We start from the raw sequence: 19,622 nt of genomic DNA on the forward strand, positions 1-19,622 counted from the left end.
CTTGAATATATGCCTTTAGTGATACAAACTACAAACTTACTTTAATAACAGCACTTGCTTATTTCCAGCACCTTTAAAACAAAACTATGGTAATGGGTTAAGCAAGTTAAATTAAAGCTAAAAAACTTCAGCCCATCTAATTATTTAGCCATCTCCGTCTTACTATTTATTCAATACATTGTGTTACCATTCGAAGTCTCTTGTGGTATCTGTTGGATTGAATCCCAGTGCTCGACAATCTTGCCATTTTCATCAAACCGAAAGAAATCCATGGTGACATATTGATCATTTCCAGGCCATATTTGGTGAGTATGAAGCGCAACAAGGTCGTCTTCTGCTACGGCACGAACAAAATCAATTTTTTTATCTGGATATTCGTTATGCATTTTTTCAAAATAGGCAATAAATGGTGCTGTTCCATCGCCAACTAAAGGATTATGTTGTATGTATACATCGCCTACATACTTCTCAACCGCCAGAGATGGATTCCCTAGATAAGCTGTTTTGTAAAACTCAATAGCATTTCTCTTATTTAATTCTAAATCAATCGACATTTAGCACCTCTTCACAATTTTATAAAATATGCAGGTATTTAAGAAATGTATGACGAACTAATTAAACAGTGTACTAAATGAAAAAAGCTCGCTTTTCTTAAGAAGATATTTCTACCAGAGCTATTAACAAATAACTAGCCAGAAAAGTTAGCAATAGAAGGCACTAATTTCAGATAAACCGAGTGATGGTTAATACTTAACTTTTGAACATAACCTTTACGTGTTAGGTATATTGAGATAGATAGGAGAGCTGCAAAGTTAGATGTTAATCTTTAAGCGAATCTAAAATGTATTAAGTAACAGTAATCAATTTAGCGCTTTAAACACCTTCAAACTTTACTACACGCGAACGGCCATTCTCTTTAGCAAAATAAAGTGCTTTATCAGCATTATTTAAAAGCTCATCCAGTGAAATGCCGTCTTTACCATACACAGCAACACCTGCGCTAAACGACATGCCTATATTTAAATTATCAGGTGTCATTGGCTTTATGGTCTGAGTTGTTTGAAGTAGTTTTTCTGTATTGGCAAAACAAAACGTGTCTTTATTGTTTATTTGAATAAGGCAAAACTCTTCACCGCCAAGTCTTGCAAAATAACACGTATCATCAATGCTATCTTTTACATGCTTCGCAAATGTGACTAATACTTGGTCGCCAAAATCATGGCCAAATGAATCATTAAAACGCTTAAAGTGATCAAGATCGATAAGAGAAACAGTACAACTAAAATCTTTATGATTTGATTTTAATTGACTGAATTTTGCAAACAAGGCTCGCCTATTTGGCACATTTGTTAATTGGTCAGTATGAGCAAGTTCAAACATTTGCTTGCTGTAGTCTTCTAACAATGAGTTTGTTCTGTTAAACAAAAACTGGTTTCTCTTAAGTTCGGTTATATCCTCACCTTCAACAATGACGTTCTCACCGACTACATTGGCAGTAAATCTAAAAATATGACGATAAGAACCGTTATTAATTTCTACTTCAAGCTTATCAGTATCATTTTCTAATAATTTTGAAATAATTAATTGTACTAAGCCTCTGTTAGTTGGATTGTTCGATGCATTTAGATAATGCTGTGCAACAAGTTGAAATGAGTTGTTTTGAAATACTTCCTTGTGTTCATTAGCCGAAAAAACAACGACAGGTAACTGCAAATAATATAAAACAGAATAATCCGCGTTGTTTTGTTCTAATGACATACGATAAAGTCTCGTTTTGTTTCAAGCTTAGCTATGACTTGCTTCGCGTCGTCTTCTGATATTCCTTGTTCAGAAAATGTAAGCGACAAGATATTTATCATTTCTTGCCAATCTTTAAGATTAATACCTAAATTTTTATGGGCTTGTGCTAGCTGTTCATCACTGATGTAATCAGGTCCTCCCATTAAAGATGAGATAAAACTTGTTTGATGATGAATCAGCCTTTCCATATTGGTATTTTTAAAATGTGCATTAAGGGTTTCTGACTGCAAAATATTGTCATAAAACTTTTCTATGACGGTATAAATTCGAGAAAAACCACCGTACTTGATAAACAAAGAAGATTCCACACCGAGTCCTGTATTATCGATAAACATTTAACTAGCTAATAAGGCACCACAAAAGATGACAAGAAAGTCTGCAAGCTATTGATATTTAAATTATAGAAAGGAAAAGAGATTTTGCATTTTTTGAATAAGCAAATAATGGGATTATTCTCATTTGTTGCACGTGAATATTATTAGCCCCTCTTACAAACCATATCTGTTGATTTAAAAATCTTAAATTCAAAGATATTTGCCGAGATTGAAATAAACATGAAAACAGTATGATGTGTTCTTTTAGTAGTTGATGACTATCACAATGAATAATCACGCTCGATCTTTGCAATACGCGTTGTAAACGCGCTGTACCATTTGTCTCTGCCGAGCTGTTGGGCGTTTAAGTGCTCAACGTTTTTTTTCCAGGCTTTAATTGCATCTAAGCTTTGCCAATACGACACCGTAATACCCAAACCATCACGAACAGACTCCATACCTAAATACCCAGTTTGTTGCTCTGCAAGCTCCACCATTCTATTAGCCATTTCTTCATAACCGGCGGTATCATCAGATAAGGTATTCGTAAAAATCACGGCGTAATATGGCGGTTTTGGTGTATTCGCTATCATAATGATTACTTGCCTCTACTTGGTTCAAAACCATCATAGCACGGAATTTCTGAGTCAAACGTATCCCAGTTTGCTTTAGAGCTTACAAAGTTATGGCTGATTGGGCGCTCGTTTATATCGCTATCTAATATACCTAAGCGAATACGTAAACGGCTTGGGTCATCTTTATTCTCGCTATAAACAGGCGAGCCACAACAGCTACAAAAATAACGAATTCTACCGGGTTTAAATTCAAAGGCACTTAGATGCTGCTTGCCTTCTGTAAGGTTAAATCCATCTCGTTGAATAAAGCCATTGGTTGCGTAGGCTGTGCCTGAGTTTTTACGACATAAAGAACAATGACAATGAATAATTGAGTCTATGCCACCAGCAACAGTTACTTTTACTTTGCCGCATAAACAACTTCCTTGATACATAGTCCCTCTCAGGTTTAAAAATTAATAACCGCGATGCTTCCAAAATTCAGTGGCAGTGCCTTCGGCTTCCATTAATAAGTTAAAGGATTTATCGGCAATTATATGGCCATTTAACTCAATAGTCATGCGCCATATACCTACTTTATTGTCAACAGGTGCCCATATCGTATCACCTAAATAAAACTGCCAATCGTTTGTTTTAACGTACTGCTCACCCTCAAATGGTGGCATGATCTCGTCATCTTCATCGGGGATATCTGGGTGGTAAACGCAAAATTTAATTTTTTGTCCTTTGGCCTTTTTAATATTAACAATAAAGCCAAATTCAATATCTAACTGTGCAGGAACGTCTGTTGTAAATTCGGTGATTTGAGGCAGGTCTTTCTCTTTTGCATCCCAATGACTGTAAATACCGTAACTTTCAATACTGGTAATTGGTTTGGCTTTTGCCATAGCTGCAAGCGCTCCTTTTTAAAAATGAGGCGCTATTTTATAGTAGCAACTCTAGCAGAACAAGATTGTACTATTATAGTAATTAGCTAACGTACTTTACCCAGTGAGTGTCATGTTGTTGAAAGCCACATTTAGTTAAAAGCTTAACACTTGCGCTGTTATTTGGGTTAACTAGGGCTAACACACTGTTTAGCGGGGCAGGTACAAAGGTAGCCAATTTTTCAAATAGCATATCTAGTACCTTTTGCATTATTCCTTTGCCAAAGTATTGTGACGATAACTCAAACCCCAACATGCCCTGCCCGTCAATTATGTTAAATATGCCCACGCTACCAATAACTTGCCCATTACTTCGTAAAACAATAACTAAACGAATGCCTTGTTGATTATAAAAACGTTCTATGTCGCCTTGAATAAAGTCATACACGTCACCTTTCGTTATATCAGTGCCGTAATCGTTAAACGTTTGTACTTGCGGATCTTTTAAAATATCCCATATCGCTTGGCAATCTCTATGACGAATGGGGCGTAAGTCAAAGGCTAAGTCATCGTGGCTTGACACGTTAATTTCTTCTTTTTGCTTTATGAGCTGGCATTATTGTCTTACTATAAACGCAATTTCAAGCAATTAGATTAAGTTCGATGAGTGAAGAATTTAAAGTAATTCAACCTACCACCACAGTATACTGTAAAGAGCGCGGTGAAGGCTGGACCTTAACAGGGATCACCAGTATTGATGAACACACATCTGTGATGTTCGATGGCGTAAGGTATACCTTACCGGCCCGTGAAATTGTTGAGGTATTATTGCCACAACAACTCGAGCGAGAGAAAAACCAACAATAAAAAAAGCCAGCATCAGCTGGCTTTTTCGTGTTTAAGATTAACGTAATGCGTTAATACGCTCATCAAGTGGTGGGTGCGATGAGAATAACTCGGCAACACCTTTACCGCTTGCAATACCAAATGCCATCATTGAACCTTCTAGTTGTGATGGGTGGTTTTGTTTTAAACGCTCAAGAGCGCTACGCATTTTATCTGCACCTACTAGTTTAGCTGCACCGGCATCCGCAGAGAATTCGCGTTTACGGCTATAGTAAGCAACAATCACACTTGCTAGAACACCAAATAACATTTGGAAAATCATATCGAATAAGAAGTAAGTCCAGCTACTACCGCCCTCTTCTTCATCACTATTAAGGAAGTTATCAACAATACCTGCCAATACTTTCGCCATAAAGATAACAAAGGTATTCACTACACCTTGAATAAGAGTAAGCGTTACCATGTCACCATTTGCAATGTGAGATACCTCATGAGCCAATACCGCCTCAGCTTGATCTTGGTTCATGTTGTGTAATAAACCTGTGCTCACAGCCACCAGCGAGTTGTTCTTACTTGGGCCGGTCGCAAATGCATTCATTTCAGGGCTATCGTAAATAGCCACTTCTGGCATCGCGATACCTGCTTTTTTCGCTTGCGCTGCTACCGTCGAAACTAACCATTGTTCTGTTTCAGAACGAGGTTGTTCAATAACATGTGCACCGGTTGATTTTTTTGCCATCCATTTCGACATAAATAACGAAATAAACGAGCCACCAAAACCAAATACAGTTGAGATAACTAAAATGCCGCCTAAACTGCGATGGCTAATACCCAGTACGCTCATCACAATAGACAACACAATACCTAACACTAGCATTACCGCTAAGTTAGTCAGTAGAAACAAAAATACACGCTTCATAAAAACCTCAGAATAAACATACCAATTGTATTAACTAACGACATGGTTAAAAATCGTTAGTTAATAAAATTATCTGGGTGTTCTACCAACTCAGTTTAGGGCTTATGCAATTGGTTGCAAGGAACTAATTGCAACCAATTGTGACAGAGTATGTCAAAAGTAACAACTCAATTATTATGGGTTGATAGATAAAATTTCAAGTAAGGTTTTGTAAATTTTTAATTTAGGAGTGCCGTCTGTATACGGACTAATCGCTAAAAGCGGGAAAGGTAGTGCTGATTTTAAAGTTTCTAAATTGGCGTCTTGTTCATGCATGTTTGGGTCTACATGATTTGCTATCCAACCCACACAATTTACACCTAGCGCTTTAAAGTGAGCAGCTGTCAATAGTGCGTGATTAAGGCAACCAAGCTTCATGCCTACTACTAGAACAACATTGAGGTTTTGTGACTTAACCCAATCGCTGAGTAAATCGGTTTCGTTGATAGGTAAACACCAACCGCCTGCACCTTCTGTAAGAATATAATCGGTATTAAGTGCTTTTACATTTGCATAAGCAACATCAAGTTTATCAAATGTCAGTCTGTCACCTACTTGGGCAGCTGCAATATGTGGTGCAATGGGTGGCTCATAGGTAAAGGGGTTAACTATGTTATATTTAACCCCAATTGATGAGCTTTCCATTAAGGTTAACGCATCATCATTGACTAGCTGCCCAAATGCTTCTTCTGCACCTGCTGCAATAGGTTTAAAACCCACCGCACGCTGTTTATGTTGCGCTAGTAAGTTTAATAATAAACTTGTGACATGGGTTTTTCCGGCATCGGTGTCTGTACCCGTGATAAAAAATTCTTTCATTTTTGAGTTAATTCTATTTTTCTAGTTCTAAAAGGACAACTTGATAGCTCACTCTAGCATGCCCATCAACCAGAGGGTATGCCTTACAAACACTATTAAGTGCCTGCCTCGTTAATAACCCTTGGCGTTTTTGCTTAGTTTGCAGTGATGTAGCGCCAATCGCTTTTATTGAGCGCAGCGCATCTAAAGGAGAGTTATAGGCATCTATATAACATCTATCAGCTGCAAAATTGAGTTTAAACCCCGCCAATTTTGCATATTCAATAATGTGACTAGCACAATAAAACTGATTAATATGGTTTTGCTCGTCTAAACAAGCGAATGCCTGTTTGATCTCTTTAAGGGATCCATCTACTACACAGCTTAAATAAACCTTACCGCCCTCTTTTATGGAATAAAAAAGACTTTTAAGTAGCGCTTTTAAATCAGCAGACCATTGCATTGCAAAATTACTAAACACACAATCTAGCGAATTTTGCTGTAAAGGTAGGTTATCCATATCAGCACACACTTTTAAACAACGCGAGCTTTGCTCAGTGCTAAGCATGGAATGACTTAAGTCCATTGCCAATACAGTATCAAAATGTGTTTTAAGCATTGCTGTGTTAACTAAAGGCCCAGCACCTAAGTCAAGGCAAGTACCCTGCTGATGTTTACTTGCCATCATTTTGAATAAGTGCGCAGCCGCTTGTTTTTGTACATTAGCATGGCTCGCGTAATTTGCAGCCGCTTTAGAAAACTTAGTTTGTGTTGTTAGCTTATTACTGTGTTGAAAGCTTAAAGGCGCTTGCAGTTGAACACTCATAAACACTCCACTAGCGAATTAACCAGCATTTTTATATCGTCAGGGTGATGCGCGCTGCTTATGGTTACTCTAAGTCGTGCCGTATTAAAAGGCACCGTTGGCGGTCTAATAGCGGTTAACCACACGCCTTTATCTTTAAGCTTATTAGCAACGGCTAGCGTGTGTTCTGCATCACCCAATACCAAAGGCTGTATAGCCGTTGTTGATTCCATTAATGCTAAGTTATGCTCTTTGGCAAGCTCTCTAAAGTAGGCAATATTCTCTGTCAGCTGAGAGCGTTTTTGGTCAGCCTTTAGTAACAACTTTTCGAGTCGCTCAAGAGTACAACTTGCCATCAGTGGTGACATCGCCGTTGAATATATGTATTCACGATTAAACTGCAGCATGTAATCAATCATTTGCTTTGATGCAAGCAGGCAAGCACCACTACTTGCCAGTGCCTTGCCAAAGGTGATGATCAGTAAATCAGGCTTGATTGCCTCACAACTGCCTAAGCCTTGCTCACCTAATACGCCAAAGCCATGGGCATCGTCAATCATCAGCCACGCGTTGTATTGCTTAGCGAGTTTACAGAGCGCTTCAATGGGAGCTTGATCGCCATCCATCGAAAACACCCCTTCGCTTACTATGAGCTTATGCTTTGCTTTTGACTTTTGTAACCGAGATTCTAAATGCCTAAGGTCGTTATGATTAAACCGGACCATGGCAGCTGCAGAATGAAGACCACCATCAATTAGGCTGGCATGATTAAGCTTATCTTGAAAAATTGCCGATGATTGCGCCACGCTTTTATCTTGAAACAATGCTTTTAATACGCTGCTATTAGCACTAAATCCGCTGTTAAATAACATGGCACTTTCATAGCCTAATAACTCGCATAAACGCTGCTCAAGCTGTTGTTGTGGTTTATTATAACCATTCACTAATGCTGAACTGTGGCTACCTAGATGCTGCGCTTGTATTTCAATAAAATCATCAGCAAAGCCAAGGTAGTCATTACTGGCAAAATTTAAATACTGTTTACCTGCAACCTGAATAAAGCGCCCACTTGATTGCTCAACAAGTTGGCGCTTTCTCAGTAATGCATCTGCTTGTCGGTTAACAAGATGCTCGGCAATAAAATCAAAAGCCATTTAAATATTACGCTTCGTAAAATAGTTCTGATGTTGCTTTATCAGCAACTTTTGATGAAAGTGATGCTGCAACCGCTTCATCAGAATAATCTTCACGGGTTTCTGGGTTCATGCCTAATTTTTTAATCAGCATCATGTCAGCGTCTGCTTCAGGGTTTTCTGTAGTAAGTAGTTTATCACCGTAGAAAATTGAATTAGCACCAGCAAAGAAACACATAGATTGCATTTGCTCATTCATCGCTGTACGACCAGCTGATAAACGAACATAGCTTTTCGGCATCATTATACGTGCAACAGCTATGGTACGAATAAACTCAAAGTGGTCTAAGTCTTCGACATCTTCAAGTGGCGTGCCTTTCACTTTAACCAACATATTAATTGGTACACTTTCTGGCTGTTGCGGTAAATTTGCTAATTGCATTAATAAACCAAAACGGTCAGCAGCTTGCTCGCCCATACCCACAATACCGCCAGAGCACACTTTCATGCCGGCATCGCGCACATTATCAATGGTGTTTAAACGGTCTTGGTAAGTACGTGTTGTAATGATCTGTTGGTAATACTCAGGTGAGGTATCTAGGTTATGGTTGTAATAATCAAGGCCCGCGTCTTTTAATGCATGGGCTTTTTCGTTATCTAGCATGCCAAGCGTCATGCAGGTTTCAAGGCCTAGCTCTTTAACCTCTTTTACCATTTTTGAAATATATGGCATGTCACGTTCTTTCGGATCAGACCACGCAGCGCCCATACAAAAACGGGTTGCGCCTTTTTCTTTGGCAACACGCGCTTGCTCAACCACTTTTTCTACTTCCATAAGGCGTTCACGGTCTAAGTCTGTTTTATAATGACCGGACTGAGGACAATATTTGCAATCTTCTGGGCAAGCACCGGTTTTAATCGATAACAAAGTAGAAATTTGTACTTCATTTGGATTGAAGTTTTCACGATGCACACTGGCCGCTTTAAATAACAGATCATTGAACGGCATTTCGAATAATGCTTTTACTTCTTGGTGAGTCCAATCGTGACGGACAACTGCGTGCTCCATAATAGTCTCTTTTTTTAAATTTTTGGGACGGTTTGATTGGCTTAGTCTACGACTTGACGTAACATTGTCAACGAATCGAAGTAATATAAAGTTTACATATGATTAATAAACAACCGATAGATTTAGATTTTGATCGTGAGCATATTTGGCACCCTTATACTTCTATGACTCAGCCCCTTCCCGTTTACCCAGTCAGTCATGCCAATGCAAATCGTATTTTCTTAGAAACAGGTGAAAGCCTAATAGATGGTATGGCCTCTTGGTGGAGTGCAATTCATGGTTACTGCCACCCTGTTTTAAATGAGGCAATCACTACACAGGTTAACAAAATGAGTCATGTCATGTTTGGTGGCTTAACTCATGAGCCCGCTGTTGAACTGAGTAAAAAGCTAGTCAGTATGACACCTGAGTCACTCGATAAGGTGTTCTTAGCCGACAGTGGCTCTGTGAGTGTTGAAGTTGCTATAAAAATGGCGTTGCAATACTGGTTAAGCCAAGGTTATACCAGCAAACAAAAGTTAATGACGCCTCTTAAGGGCTACCATGGCGATACCTTTGCAGCCATGAGCGTTTGCGATCCGGTTAATTCAATGCACAGCATGTACTCAGGGTTTTTACCTGAACATGTTTTTGTACCTGCGCCAAGTGCTAAATTTAATGGCGAGTTTAGCCCTGCTGAAGCTGATACGCTTGAAAGCTACTTTGCTGCTCACCACCAAGATGTTGCGGCATTTATCATTGAACCCATTGTACAAAATGCTGGGGGAATGAATTTTTACCACCCTGATTACTTAAAACACCTGCGCATTCTTTGTGATAAGTATGATGTTTTACTTATTTGTGACGAAATCGCTACAGGCTTTGGTCGCACCGGTACCTTGTTTGCTGTTGAGCACGCCAACATAGAGCCGGATATTTTATGTATTGGCAAGGCTCTAACGGGCGGCATGATGACGCTCTCAGCGACATTAACCACCAGCAAAGTCGCTGTTGGTATTAGTGAAGGTGAAGCCGGCGTATTAATGCATGGACCAACATTTATGGGTAACCCACTTGCCTGTGCCACAGCCTGCGCGAGTATTGATTTACTGTTAGAGCAACCGTGGCAAGAACAAATTGAACATATAAATGATGTACTAACAACCCAGCTTGCAAAGTGTAAGCAACTTGATGCAGTCGTTGATGTGCGGACATTGGGGGCTATTGGAGTTGTTGAGCTTAATAGAAGTGTAGATGTAGCAAAGATTCAACGCTTTTTTATAGAGCAAGGTGTGTGGATACGCCCGTTTGGTAAGTTAATTTATTTGATGCCGCCTTACATAAGCGACGAACAAAGCTTAACTAAGTTATGCAATGCTATTTATGCAGCCATTGAACAACAGGCGTATTGAAAAGGAAGCTGATGCTTCCTTTTCCTTTAAACTTTACCATTCAAACATATAAGCCATTTTACTGATCATTCGAAGCGGTACTTTATGTTCACAGCGCTTGGCGTAAAGATGCTGTAATGATTTATCTTTAATTTCACCAACGATCACTTCTTTTACTTGATAACCCAATGCAGTAGCCGCTTGAGCGTAGGCAATAAATTCCCACTTTTTAATATTAGTGTTATCTACAATTACTAACGGGATTTCTTCTGCTAAGGCATTAATAAAGCGTGCAAGGTTTAGATTGTGATACTCAGATAACTTGTACTTATCAAATTGATACACACCTTCGCTATTGTAAAAATAATCATCTGTTGCGCACACGACATAATCACTTTCATTACCAGCTACCAACTCATCAGCAAGGCTATGTGCGTAATATGATTTACCTGAGCCTGGTAAGCCGCGAAGAATAAAAACTTGTTTCATAGCACCTGTTATACAATTTAATTAAAGACTAAAGGACAGTTATCCTGTTGAGAATTGTTAATAATGCCACAAAATAACCAATTAGCGCAGCCAGAATTTAAATAAACGCAAATTTTACGCAAAATATTGCTGCTATTTTACTCAATTGAAGAAAAACTACTAAAGAGTACGCCTCAATAGTTTTTTTATTTGATTTACGAGGGTAAGATAGTCGATTCAAGTGCAATGCACAGCATTATTATATTAGGCAACTTATATCATTGGAGTGAAGATGAGCCATTTAGCGATTTCAGAGCTATTAAAAGGCAAGGTTGCGGTAGACAGCCAAGTAACAGTAAAAGGCTGGATCCGTACACGCCGCGATTCAAAAGCAGGAATTTCATTTTTAGCCGTTCATGACGGTTCGTGTTTTGATCCTATTCAAGCGGTAGTACCTAATTCACTCAATAATTATGATGAAGTAACACGTTTAACTGCCGGTTGTTCTGTATCTGTAACAGGTGTTCTTGTGCCTTCTGCGGGTCAAGGCCAGTCTTTCGAAATTCAAGCTAACTCTGTAGAAGTATTAGGTTGGGTTGAGAATCCAGACACCTACCCTATGTCTGCTAAACGTCACAGCATTGAATATTTACGTGAACACGCACACCTTCGCCCTCGTACTAACATCATGGGCGCGGTAACCCGTGTACGTAACTGTTTAGCACAAGCGATTCACCGTTTTTATCACGAGCAAGGATACTACTGGATCAGCACACCTATCATCACTGCAAGTGACTGTGAAGGTGCCGGTGAAATGTTCCGTGTATCTACTTTAGATATGCAAAACTTACCACGCACAGATAAAGGCGACATCGATTACAGTGAAGATTTCTTCGGTAAAGAAGCATTCTTAACAGTATCTGGTCAATTAAATGGTGAGACATATGCCTCAGCAATGTCAAAAATCTATACTTTTGGCCCTACTTTCCGTGCTGAAAACTCAAACACATCTCGTCACTTAGCTGAGTTTTGGATGGTTGAACCTGAAGTTGCATTCGCAGATTTAGAAGATATCGCAAAACTTGCTGAAGACATGCTGAAATATGTTTTCAATGCAGTATTAACAGAGCGTCGCGATGATATGGAATTCTTTGCACAACGTGTTGAGAAAACAGCTATCTCACGCTTAGAAGAGTTCGTAACTAAAGATTTCGCACAAGTTGATTACACAGATGCTATCGAAATCTTAAAAGCGTGTGGTAAGAAATTCGAATACCCTGTTGAATGGGGTGTAGATTTACAGTCTGAGCACGAACGTTACCTTGCTGAAGAGCACTTTAATGCGCCAGTTGTTATTAAAAACTACCCGCGTGATATTAAAGCCTTCTATATGCGTCAAAACGAAGACGGCAAAACAGTCGCTGCAATGGACGTAGTTGCACCAGGTATTGGTGAAATCATCGGTGGCTCTCAACGTGAAGAGCGTCTAGATGTACTAGATAAGCGTCTAGAAGAAATGGGCTTAAACAAAGAAGATTACAGCTGGTACCGCGACCTTCGTAAATACGGCACTGTACCGCACTCAGGTTTTGGTCTAGGTTTTGAGCGTTTAGTTGCATATGTAACAGGTATGGGTAACGTACGTGACGTTATCGCCTTCCCACGTACAAAAGGCAGCGCGACTTACTAATAAGTAACGCAACATAATTCAAAAGCCGCTTTCGAGCGGCTTTTTTGTGTGTAAATCATTAAATATTTTAAAATATTACAGTATAAAGAATTAGCAAAGTCAGACATATTGCCTATATTGATAGGAAGCTAACTATTGAGGAGTTTGTGTCTACTATGCTATTTCGCTCTATGAAAGCTCTTTTGCTATCTACAACACTTATCTCTGCACATAGTGCGTATGCAATTGAAGAAAATATTAATTCGAAGCCTATTTTTATTGCCGGCTCAACCACAGTGACAGAATTATTAGTCGATATAAAAGACGACTTAAGCCAAGAATTTGGCAATAGTATACAAATCAGGCCAATGGGCAGCGATAAAGGCATTAAAGCGATTGCCGAAAATGTTATAGATATCGGCACTAGCTCACGATATTTAACAAAAGAAGAACAACAACGTTGGCCCTTTTTGCGGCAAATAATCATAGCCCAAGATGCAATCGCATTTTTTGTAAACAAAAACTTAAACATCACTGAGCTTACAACTAAAAAGCTAAGCGATATTTACCAAGGTAAGCTAAAGGCATGGTCTGAGGTTTCGCCTTATACTCCAGAGCTAAGCGCAAAAAATGATGAGATCCTGCTTTTTAGCAAAGGCACTAGTCACGGTAGTTTTGATGTCTTTTTAGAGTATTTAAATTTAGATTATATCCAAGAACCTGGCAGTAACTTCATACGTTTAAAAATGGCAGGTAATAGAGGTTTATTTTCTAAACAAAAAGTAGAGCTTTACGATCAGTTCAATCAAGCGCTTGGGATAGTGCAACGTATTCCAAATGCCATTGCCTATGATTCATATGGCGCTATTAGTAAATTAGAAAATGACAGACGTATTAACAAAGTAACTTTACTTGAGATAGATGGTGTAAGCCCTTCAGTTGAATCAATTCAAAGTGGCAACTATGCCTTTGTTAGGCCGCTGGTGCTTATCATTAATACTCAATCACCTCGTTCAAAAAAGATTGGCGACAAGCTCGCTGTGATTGTTAAATCAAACAAGATTCAACAGAAAATGCTTGAGTTTGGTTACCTTCCGGTAAAATAGTTAAACGAAAAAAAGCTGCGCACCTAAAAAGATGAACAGCTTTTAACAACCAGAATCGTTATGAATTACAGAGCGCTTTCAAGCTCTGGTAACACATCAAATAAATCAGCAACTAAACCATAGTCAGCGACTTGGAAAATTGGTGCATCAGGGTCTTTATTGATTGCAACAATCACTTTTGAGTCTTTCATACCCGCTAAGTGTTGAATCGCACCACTGATACCCACAGCAATATATAAATCTGGGGCAACAATTTTACCTGTTTGGCCTACTTGCATATCGTTTGGTACAAAGCCCGCATCAACAGCAGCACGTGAAGCACCAATGGCTGCGCCTAGTTTATCGGCAATACCATTTAATAACGCAAAGTTTTCACCATTTTGCATACCACGACCACCTGAAATAACCACAGGTGCGGCAGTAAGCTCTGGACGCTCAGATTCAGTTTGTTCTTCTGATACAAACTCACTCAGACCAACAGAACCTTTACCAGCAACACTAGTTACAGCTACTGGCGCTTGCTCTTGTGCAATATCAAAGCTACTTGCACGAACAGTAATAACCTTTTTGCTATCTAGCGATTTAACTGTCGCAATTGCGTTACCCGCATAAATAGGACGCTTGAAGGTATCTGCATCAATAACGTCGATGATTTCAGAGATTTGCGCAACATCTAAAAGTGCTGCAACACGTGGCATAAAGTTTTTACCCGTTGTTGTTGCGCTTGCGACAATGTGTGAATAGTTATCAGCTAAAGATAAAACCAGGTCAGCTAGGTTTTCTGCAAGTTGATGAGCATAAGCTGCATCATCGGCAATCAGTACATTGCTAACACCTGCAATTGACGCTGCTTGCTCGCTCATTGCAGATAAGTTGTCGCCTGCAAGAAGTAAATCTACATCAAAGCCAAGTTTAACAGCAGCAGTAATCGTTTTATTGGTTTCAGGCTTTAGAACACCTTTATCGTGTTCGGCTATCACTAATGTTTTCATTTAGATCACCTTCGCTTCAGTTTTTAACTTTTCTACCAATGTCGCAACATCTTCTACGACAATACCGCCACTGCGTTTTTCTGGCTCATTTACTTCTACCAGTTGCACGCGAGGCGCAAGGTCTACACCTAGGCTATCAGCAGCAATTACATCTAGAGGTTTACGCTTTGCCTTCATAATGTTTGGTAATGAAGCGTAGCGCGGTTCATTTAAACGTAAGTCTGTGGTTACGATAGCAGGTAGTTTAAGAGTAACTGTTTGTAAGCCACCGTCTACTTCACGCGTTACATTAACGGTGCCCGCTTGAACATCGACTTTAGATGCAAAGGTGCCTTGGCCACGACCCGTTAAAGCTGCAAGCATTTGACCGGTTTGATTGTTGTCAGAGTCAATCGATTGCTTACCTAAAATAACCAGCTCAGGTGATTCTTGCTCTACAATCTTGCTTAGTAATTTAGCAACATGTAAAGACTCAAGCTTTTCTTCTGTTTCAATATGAATGGCTTTATCGGCACCGAGTGCTAAGGCCGTACGTAATTGCTCTTGAGATGATTTATTACCAATAGTCACAGCAACAACCTCAGTGGCCGTCCCTGCTTCTTTTAAACGAATAGCTTCTTCAATTGCAATTTCACAAAACGGGTTCATCGCCATTTTTACATTAGCTAGATCAACATCCGTTTTATCAGCTTTAACGCGTGCTTTGACGTTGTAGTCAATTACTCTTTTAATTGGAACGAGGACTTTCATCGTGACTCCATCAATTGTGTGTTCTCATAGTTGACCTAAACGTCAACTTATTTATTTTATGAATTCAGACTACTTCCTGTTGACGTAAACGTCAACCTAAAATAACCTTAAAGTATTCACAGCCTGTAACGTTTCATTTGCAAGTATGAAATAAGGTTCTTTACAGCAGGTCCGTCACCGAGAAGAGGTTTATATGGTCGAACGCGAAACCATGGAATTTGATGTAGTCATCGTAGGCGCAGGCCCAGCAGGTTTATCAACTGCGATTAGATTGGCTCAACAAGCACAAGAAAAACAACAAGAATTAATGATCTGTGTGGTAGAAAAAGGCTCTGAGGTGGGCGCACACATTTTATCGGGTGCGGTTTTTGAAACCAAAGCGCTGGACGAATTATTACCCGATTGGCAGTCATTAGGCGCTCCAGTTACCACAAAAGTAACGCAAGATGATATTTACTGGTTTAATAACAATGAAAAAGCCACCAGCATCCCCCACTTTGCTAGCCCTAAAACATTCCATAACGAAGGCAATTACATTGTCTCTATGGGTAATGTATGTCGCTTTTTAGCAGAGCAAGCTGAAAACTTAGGGGTAGAAATATTCCCTGGCTTTAGTGCGCACTCTTTAATTATTGAAGACGAAACAGTGAAAGGCATTATCACTGGTGATATGGGTCTTGATAAAGACGGCAACGAAAAAGACGGTTACATGCCGGGTATGGAGCTTAGAGCTAAATACACAGTATTTGCTGAAGGTTGCCGCGGTCATTTAGGTAAAGAGCTAATTAAACACTTTGCCCTTGATAAAGATGCGTCACCACAGCATTACGGTTTAGGTTTCAAAGAAATTTGGCAAATCGACCCAAGTAAACACAAAGAAGGCACAGTAGTACATGGTACAGGCTGGCCCTTAACGGGTGATACCAGTGGTGGTGCGTTTATGTATCATAGCGATAACAACCAAGTTGTAGTTGGCTTAATTGTTGACCTTAACTACTCAAACCCACATTTGAGCCCGTTCGATGAATTTCAGCGCATGAAGCATCACCCTGTCTTTAAAGATGTTTTAGAAGGCGGTGAACGTATAGCCTATGGTGCAAGAGCCATTGCCAAAGGTGGCCTGCGCTCATTACCGAAAATGCACTTCCCGGGTGGTTTACTTGTGGGTTGTGATGCCGGCACATTGAACTTTGCTAAGATCAAAGGTAATCATACAGCGATGAAATCAGGCATAGTTGCCGCTGATGTGATCGTAGCAGCTCTTAGCGACGGTAAAGAAAATGCCGATTTAGTAGAATATAAATCAGCCTTTGAACAGAGCTGGGCGTATAAAGAGCTCTATCAATCGCGTAACTTTGGCCCTGTTATGCACAAACTCGGTAAGTTCTTAGGGGGTGCTTATAACACTCTCGATCAAAATCTATTTGGTGGCAGCTTACCGTTTAATTTTGAAGACAACATGCCAGATCATGCAACGTTGGTTGCAGCTGATCAGGCTGAAAAAATCGACTACCCGAAAGCAGACGGCAAGCTTAGCTTCGATAAACTTTCATCGGTGTTTTTATCAAATACCAATCATGAAGAATCGCAGCCATGCCATTTAAAGCTAAAAGATAACTCGATTCCAATTAAGGTTAATTTACCGCAATTTGATGAGCCAGCACAACGCTACTGCCCTGCAGGTGTTTACGAAGTACAAGAGGTTGAAGGTCAGAAAGAGTTTGTGATCAACTCACAAAACTGTGTGCACTGTAAAACCTGCGACATAAAAGACCCAAGTCAAAACATTACTTGGGTAACACCTGAGGGAGCTGGCGGGCCAAACTACCCTAATATGTAACGCACGTTACTCATTTAATTAAAATTTATCCTAAATTGCAGGGGCTTCGGCCCCTTTTTTAGGCTATGCTGAAAATGTCGTGTTTTATAAAAGTGAGTAAAGTATGCCGTCTTCAAGTGTAACCTTTCGTTTTTTAGCTGAACCTACTGATGTCAATTTTGGCGGTAAGGTTCATGGTGGTGTGGTAATGAAGTGGATTGACCAAGCTGGTTACGCCTGTGCTGCAGGTTGGAGCGGTCATTACTGCGTAACTGTCTCTGTTGCGGGTGTAAAGTTTCAACGCCCTATTTTGGTTGGCCAAATAGTCGAAGTTAAAGCTAGTATTGCCCACACAGGTAAAACCAGCATGCAAATCTTTATTCAAGTACGCTGCGGCGACCCTAAAACACAGAATCTAGTTGAAACCAATCATTGTGTTATAAGTTTTATTGCTATGGATGAAGCAGGCTACCCAATCGAAGTACCTTCATATACTGCAGTGACAGACGAAGAAAAGAAAATTGAAAACTATGCGATTAAAATGAAAGAGATCGCGATAGAAACTGAAACCCTATTACAAAAAGCATAAAACTAAACCTATTAACTGCACTTAGTAACTTCTACAGAGCACCCTGAAATTGTTACGACAGCCAAACTGAATGCCTGATTACAGTTTCAACAAACTGCGCAAAAAACCACTAATTAAAGCCTAAAAACAATACTTTAGGCTTTATTTTCAGCTTGGCATTGCCGTTGCAATACTCCTTGTGAATGACGCGAAACATTCGTTTATTTATTTTATAAAGGAGCTATTAAATGATTAAAGCAATTTCACTTTCTGCACTTTCTTTAGCACTACTAGGTTTTAATAATGCTGCACATGCAGATATTACCGAAATGGATTCTCCGCGTATTTATACCGGTATCGGCTACGGCCAATATTCTTTTGAGTTTGAAGACAGTGAAAATGACACTGACTTTGATGACGATTCACAAATGCTGAAAGGCTATATTGGTACTCAGTTTAACAAGTACTTAAGCCTTGAACTTGCCTATCAAAATTTTGATGAAGTAAGCGATATCGATTCTAAAGCTGAAATTGACGGTGTTTCACTAGCAGCACGCTTAGCAGCCCCAATTACAGATAGTTTTTCTGTTTATGCCAAAGGTGGTTGGCTTGAGTGGGATGCTGAAATTGAACAAGACCTAGGCGAGCTTGGCAGCATCAGTGCTGACTCAGACGGTGGTGATGTATTTTATGGTGCAGGTGTAGAATATGCTTTCACAACAAACATGCAAGTACGTTTAGAGTATGAGCGCTATAAATTAGAAGACGATATTGACCCAGATATGGATGTAGCGTCTGTATCATTCCAATACATGTTTTAATTTAGACTGTACAGTCTAAATATTTAAAAGGCAGTCTCGACTGCCTTTTTTTGTGTTTGCATGTAAAATGTCGGCAGATTTTCTTAACGACAATGCACAATGAGCGAATACCAATTAACTGCCGTCGGCCATATTCAATCTCCTTATAAACAAAAGTTTGCCATACCTCGCCAACCTCGTTTAGTTCCTGAAGCTAAAGCAAAGCTGGTATTCTGCAGCGATTTTAATCGTGAAGAGTTTGTACGCGGCCTCGATGAATTTAGCCATATTTGGTTACTATTCAGATTTCATGAAACCGCAGATAAAGGCTATTCAGCAATGGTGAGACCCCCTCGCCTCGGCGGTAACGAACGAAAAGGTGTATTTGCAACACGAGCAACCTTTCGACCAAACGCTATAGGCATGAGTGCTGTAAAATTAGAGGGTATCGAATATAAAAATGGTCAGTTAAGCTTATTGCTTTCAGGTATCGATTTACTCGATGGCACACCTATTTTAGACATTAAACCTTATTTGCCCTACTCAGACGCAATGACCGATGCCACCGCAGGCTTTGCCGATACCCGACCAGAAACCGATATGAGTGTTGAGTTTAGTGAAGAAGCCCTGGCGTTTATCGAAAAACAGACCGAACAACCTGAATTAAAAGCGTTTATAAGCAATGTATTAAAGCAAGATCCTCGCCCTGCCTATAAAAAGCAACGTGACTCAGAACAAAGCTACGGCATGACCTTATATGATTTTAATATTAGGTGGCATGTTCAGGACAATCATAATACAGTGACCAGCATTGAAAAATGCTAGTTTTTAGCATATAGCGCTTTAGTGTCAGTGCTTCCACTGGTAAACTTAGCGCCTTGTTATTACTCAAACGTCTTGAGTAAACGATAATAAT

The 19,622-nt window shown here is 39.7% G+C and carries 23 protein-coding genes; 8 read left to right on the forward strand and 15 right to left on the reverse strand.

The window, feature by feature from the left end; translation table 11 throughout:
* Positions 1 to 170 precede the first annotated feature (170 nt).
* The 7 genes from KQP93_RS08960 to KQP93_RS08990 all read right to left on the reverse strand — a co-directional run bounded on the left by KQP93_RS08960 (position 171) and on the right by KQP93_RS08990 (position 4,138).
* On the reverse strand, positions 171 to 554 hold the full coding sequence (locus KQP93_RS08960) for a nuclear transport factor 2 family protein (RefSeq protein ID WP_217874096.1): 384 nt from the start codon (positions 552 to 554) through the stop codon (positions 171 to 173).
* 319 nt (positions 555 to 873) lie between these two features.
* Positions 874 to 1,758: a GGDEF domain-containing protein gene (locus tag KQP93_RS08965; protein ID WP_217874097.1), complete on the reverse strand. Its 885-nt coding sequence runs from the start codon at positions 1,756 to 1,758 to the stop codon at positions 874 to 876.
* Complete coding sequence (locus tag KQP93_RS08970; protein ID WP_217874098.1) at positions 1,749 to 2,135, reverse strand: group I truncated hemoglobin; 387 nt, start codon at positions 2,133 to 2,135, stop codon at positions 1,749 to 1,751. Before KQP93_RS08970 ends, KQP93_RS08965 begins: the two co-directional genes overlap by 10 nt.
* A 260-nt stretch (positions 2,136 to 2,395) precedes the next feature.
* Positions 2,396 to 2,707, reverse strand: a complete 312-nt coding sequence (locus KQP93_RS08975) for an antibiotic biosynthesis monooxygenase family protein (protein WP_254907652.1) — start codon at positions 2,705 to 2,707, stop codon at positions 2,396 to 2,398.
* A gap of 5 nt (positions 2,708 to 2,712) precedes the next feature.
* Positions 2,713 to 3,123 carry a GFA family protein gene (locus KQP93_RS08980; protein ID WP_217874099.1) on the reverse strand — a complete coding sequence of 137 codons (411 nt, stop codon included), beginning with the start codon at positions 3,121 to 3,123 and terminating at the stop codon, positions 2,713 to 2,715.
* A 21-nt stretch (positions 3,124 to 3,144) separates the two neighbouring features.
* A complete protein-coding gene (locus KQP93_RS08985; protein WP_217874100.1) occupies positions 3,145 to 3,576 on the reverse strand; it encodes a DUF3859 domain-containing protein in 432 nt (143 codons plus the stop codon).
* An 82-nt stretch (positions 3,577 to 3,658) separates the two neighbouring features.
* On the reverse strand, positions 3,659 to 4,138 hold the full coding sequence (locus tag KQP93_RS08990; RefSeq protein ID WP_217874101.1) for a GNAT family N-acetyltransferase: 480 nt from the start codon (positions 4,136 to 4,138) through the stop codon (positions 3,659 to 3,661).
* A gap of 80 nt (positions 4,139 to 4,218) precedes the next feature.
* Between KQP93_RS08990 and KQP93_RS08995 the strand changes: the two genes are divergently transcribed.
* Positions 4,219 to 4,422, forward strand: a complete 204-nt coding sequence (locus tag KQP93_RS08995; protein WP_054561447.1) for a hypothetical protein — start codon at positions 4,219 to 4,221, stop codon at positions 4,420 to 4,422.
* A gap of 37 nt (positions 4,423 to 4,459) precedes the next feature.
* Here the strand turns inward: KQP93_RS08995 and htpX are convergent, their stop codons facing one another.
* The 5 genes from htpX to bioB all read right to left on the reverse strand — a co-directional run bounded on the left by htpX (position 4,460) and on the right by bioB (position 9,164).
* A complete protein-coding gene (gene htpX / locus KQP93_RS09000; RefSeq protein WP_054561446.1) occupies positions 4,460 to 5,320 on the reverse strand; it encodes a protease HtpX in 861 nt (286 codons plus the stop codon).
* A gap of 174 nt (positions 5,321 to 5,494) precedes the next feature.
* On the reverse strand, positions 5,495 to 6,178 hold the full coding sequence (gene bioD / locus KQP93_RS09005) for a dethiobiotin synthase (protein ID WP_217874102.1): 684 nt from the start codon (positions 6,176 to 6,178) through the stop codon (positions 5,495 to 5,497).
* A gap of 13 nt (positions 6,179 to 6,191) precedes the next feature.
* Positions 6,192 to 6,983: a methyltransferase domain-containing protein gene (locus tag KQP93_RS09010; RefSeq protein ID WP_217874103.1), complete on the reverse strand. Its 792-nt coding sequence runs from the start codon at positions 6,981 to 6,983 to the stop codon at positions 6,192 to 6,194.
* Complete coding sequence (locus KQP93_RS09015) at positions 6,980 to 8,116, reverse strand: aminotransferase class I/II-fold pyridoxal phosphate-dependent enzyme (RefSeq protein ID WP_217874104.1); 1,137 nt, start codon at positions 8,114 to 8,116, stop codon at positions 6,980 to 6,982. The genes KQP93_RS09010 and KQP93_RS09015 overlap by 4 nt, the downstream gene beginning before the upstream one ends.
* Before the next feature lie 7 nt (positions 8,117 to 8,123).
* Positions 8,124 to 9,164 carry a biotin synthase BioB gene (gene bioB, locus KQP93_RS09020; protein ID WP_054553903.1) on the reverse strand — a complete coding sequence of 347 codons (1,041 nt, stop codon included), beginning with the start codon at positions 9,162 to 9,164 and terminating at the stop codon, positions 8,124 to 8,126.
* Between the two features lie 98 nt (positions 9,165 to 9,262).
* On the opposite strand from bioB, the gene bioA reads away from it, so the two are divergent.
* Positions 9,263 to 10,555 carry an adenosylmethionine--8-amino-7-oxononanoate transaminase gene (gene bioA, locus KQP93_RS09025; RefSeq protein ID WP_217874105.1) on the forward strand — a complete coding sequence of 431 codons (1,293 nt, stop codon included), beginning with the start codon at positions 9,263 to 9,265 and terminating at the stop codon, positions 10,553 to 10,555.
* A 33-nt stretch (positions 10,556 to 10,588) separates the two neighbouring features.
* Here the strand turns inward: bioA and KQP93_RS09030 are convergent, their stop codons facing one another.
* Complete coding sequence (locus KQP93_RS09030) at positions 10,589 to 11,023, reverse strand: ATP-binding protein (RefSeq protein WP_217874106.1); 435 nt, start codon at positions 11,021 to 11,023, stop codon at positions 10,589 to 10,591.
* Between the two features lie 271 nt (positions 11,024 to 11,294).
* Between KQP93_RS09030 and asnS the strand changes: the two genes are divergently transcribed.
* Together asnS and KQP93_RS09040 are read left to right on the forward strand one after the other, a co-directional pair.
* Complete coding sequence (gene asnS / locus KQP93_RS09035; RefSeq protein ID WP_054553906.1) at positions 11,295 to 12,692, forward strand: asparagine--tRNA ligase; 1,398 nt, start codon at positions 11,295 to 11,297, stop codon at positions 12,690 to 12,692.
* Positions 12,693 to 12,847: 155 nt separating this feature from the next.
* Positions 12,848 to 13,777 (forward strand): substrate-binding domain-containing protein, encoded by a 930-nt coding sequence (locus tag KQP93_RS09040; RefSeq protein ID WP_217874107.1) that lies wholly within the window; start codon positions 12,848 to 12,850, stop codon positions 13,775 to 13,777.
* 65 nt (positions 13,778 to 13,842) lie between these two features.
* Here the strand turns inward: KQP93_RS09040 and KQP93_RS09045 are convergent, their stop codons facing one another.
* Positions 13,843 to 14,769 (reverse strand): electron transfer flavoprotein subunit alpha/FixB family protein, encoded by a 927-nt coding sequence (locus KQP93_RS09045; RefSeq protein ID WP_217874108.1) that lies wholly within the window; start codon positions 14,767 to 14,769, stop codon positions 13,843 to 13,845.
* Positions 14,770 to 15,519: an electron transfer flavoprotein subunit beta/FixA family protein gene (locus tag KQP93_RS09050; RefSeq protein ID WP_217874109.1), complete on the reverse strand. Its 750-nt coding sequence runs from the start codon at positions 15,517 to 15,519 to the stop codon at positions 14,770 to 14,772.
* A 193-nt stretch (positions 15,520 to 15,712) separates the two neighbouring features.
* Here KQP93_RS09050 and KQP93_RS09055 point away from each other — a divergent pair, with 193 nt between their 5' ends.
* The 4 genes from KQP93_RS09055 (at position 15,713) to tsaA (ending at position 19,531) form a co-directional block, all read left to right on the forward strand.
* Complete coding sequence (locus KQP93_RS09055; protein ID WP_217874110.1) at positions 15,713 to 17,359, forward strand: electron transfer flavoprotein-ubiquinone oxidoreductase; 1,647 nt, start codon at positions 15,713 to 15,715, stop codon at positions 17,357 to 17,359.
* A 103-nt stretch (positions 17,360 to 17,462) separates the two neighbouring features.
* Positions 17,463 to 17,927: an acyl-CoA thioesterase gene (locus KQP93_RS09060; RefSeq protein ID WP_054561436.1), complete on the forward strand. Its 465-nt coding sequence runs from the start codon at positions 17,463 to 17,465 to the stop codon at positions 17,925 to 17,927.
* Positions 17,928 to 18,154: 227 nt separating this feature from the next.
* Positions 18,155 to 18,727, forward strand: a complete 573-nt coding sequence (locus KQP93_RS09065; RefSeq protein WP_055198360.1) for an outer membrane beta-barrel protein — start codon at positions 18,155 to 18,157, stop codon at positions 18,725 to 18,727.
* Positions 18,728 to 18,826: 99 nt separating this feature from the next.
* The gene (gene tsaA, locus KQP93_RS09070) at positions 18,827 to 19,531 is read left to right on the forward strand and encodes a tRNA (N6-threonylcarbamoyladenosine(37)-N6)-methyltransferase TrmO (RefSeq protein ID WP_217874111.1); all 705 of its coding nucleotides are present in this window, start codon (positions 18,827 to 18,829) and stop codon (positions 19,529 to 19,531) included.
* Positions 19,532 to 19,622: the final 91 nt, after the last annotated feature.

It is taken from the genome of Pseudoalteromonas shioyasakiensis, assembly GCF_019134595.1.
Lineage (GTDB): Bacteria > Pseudomonadota > Gammaproteobacteria > Enterobacterales > Alteromonadaceae > Pseudoalteromonas > Pseudoalteromonas shioyasakiensis_A.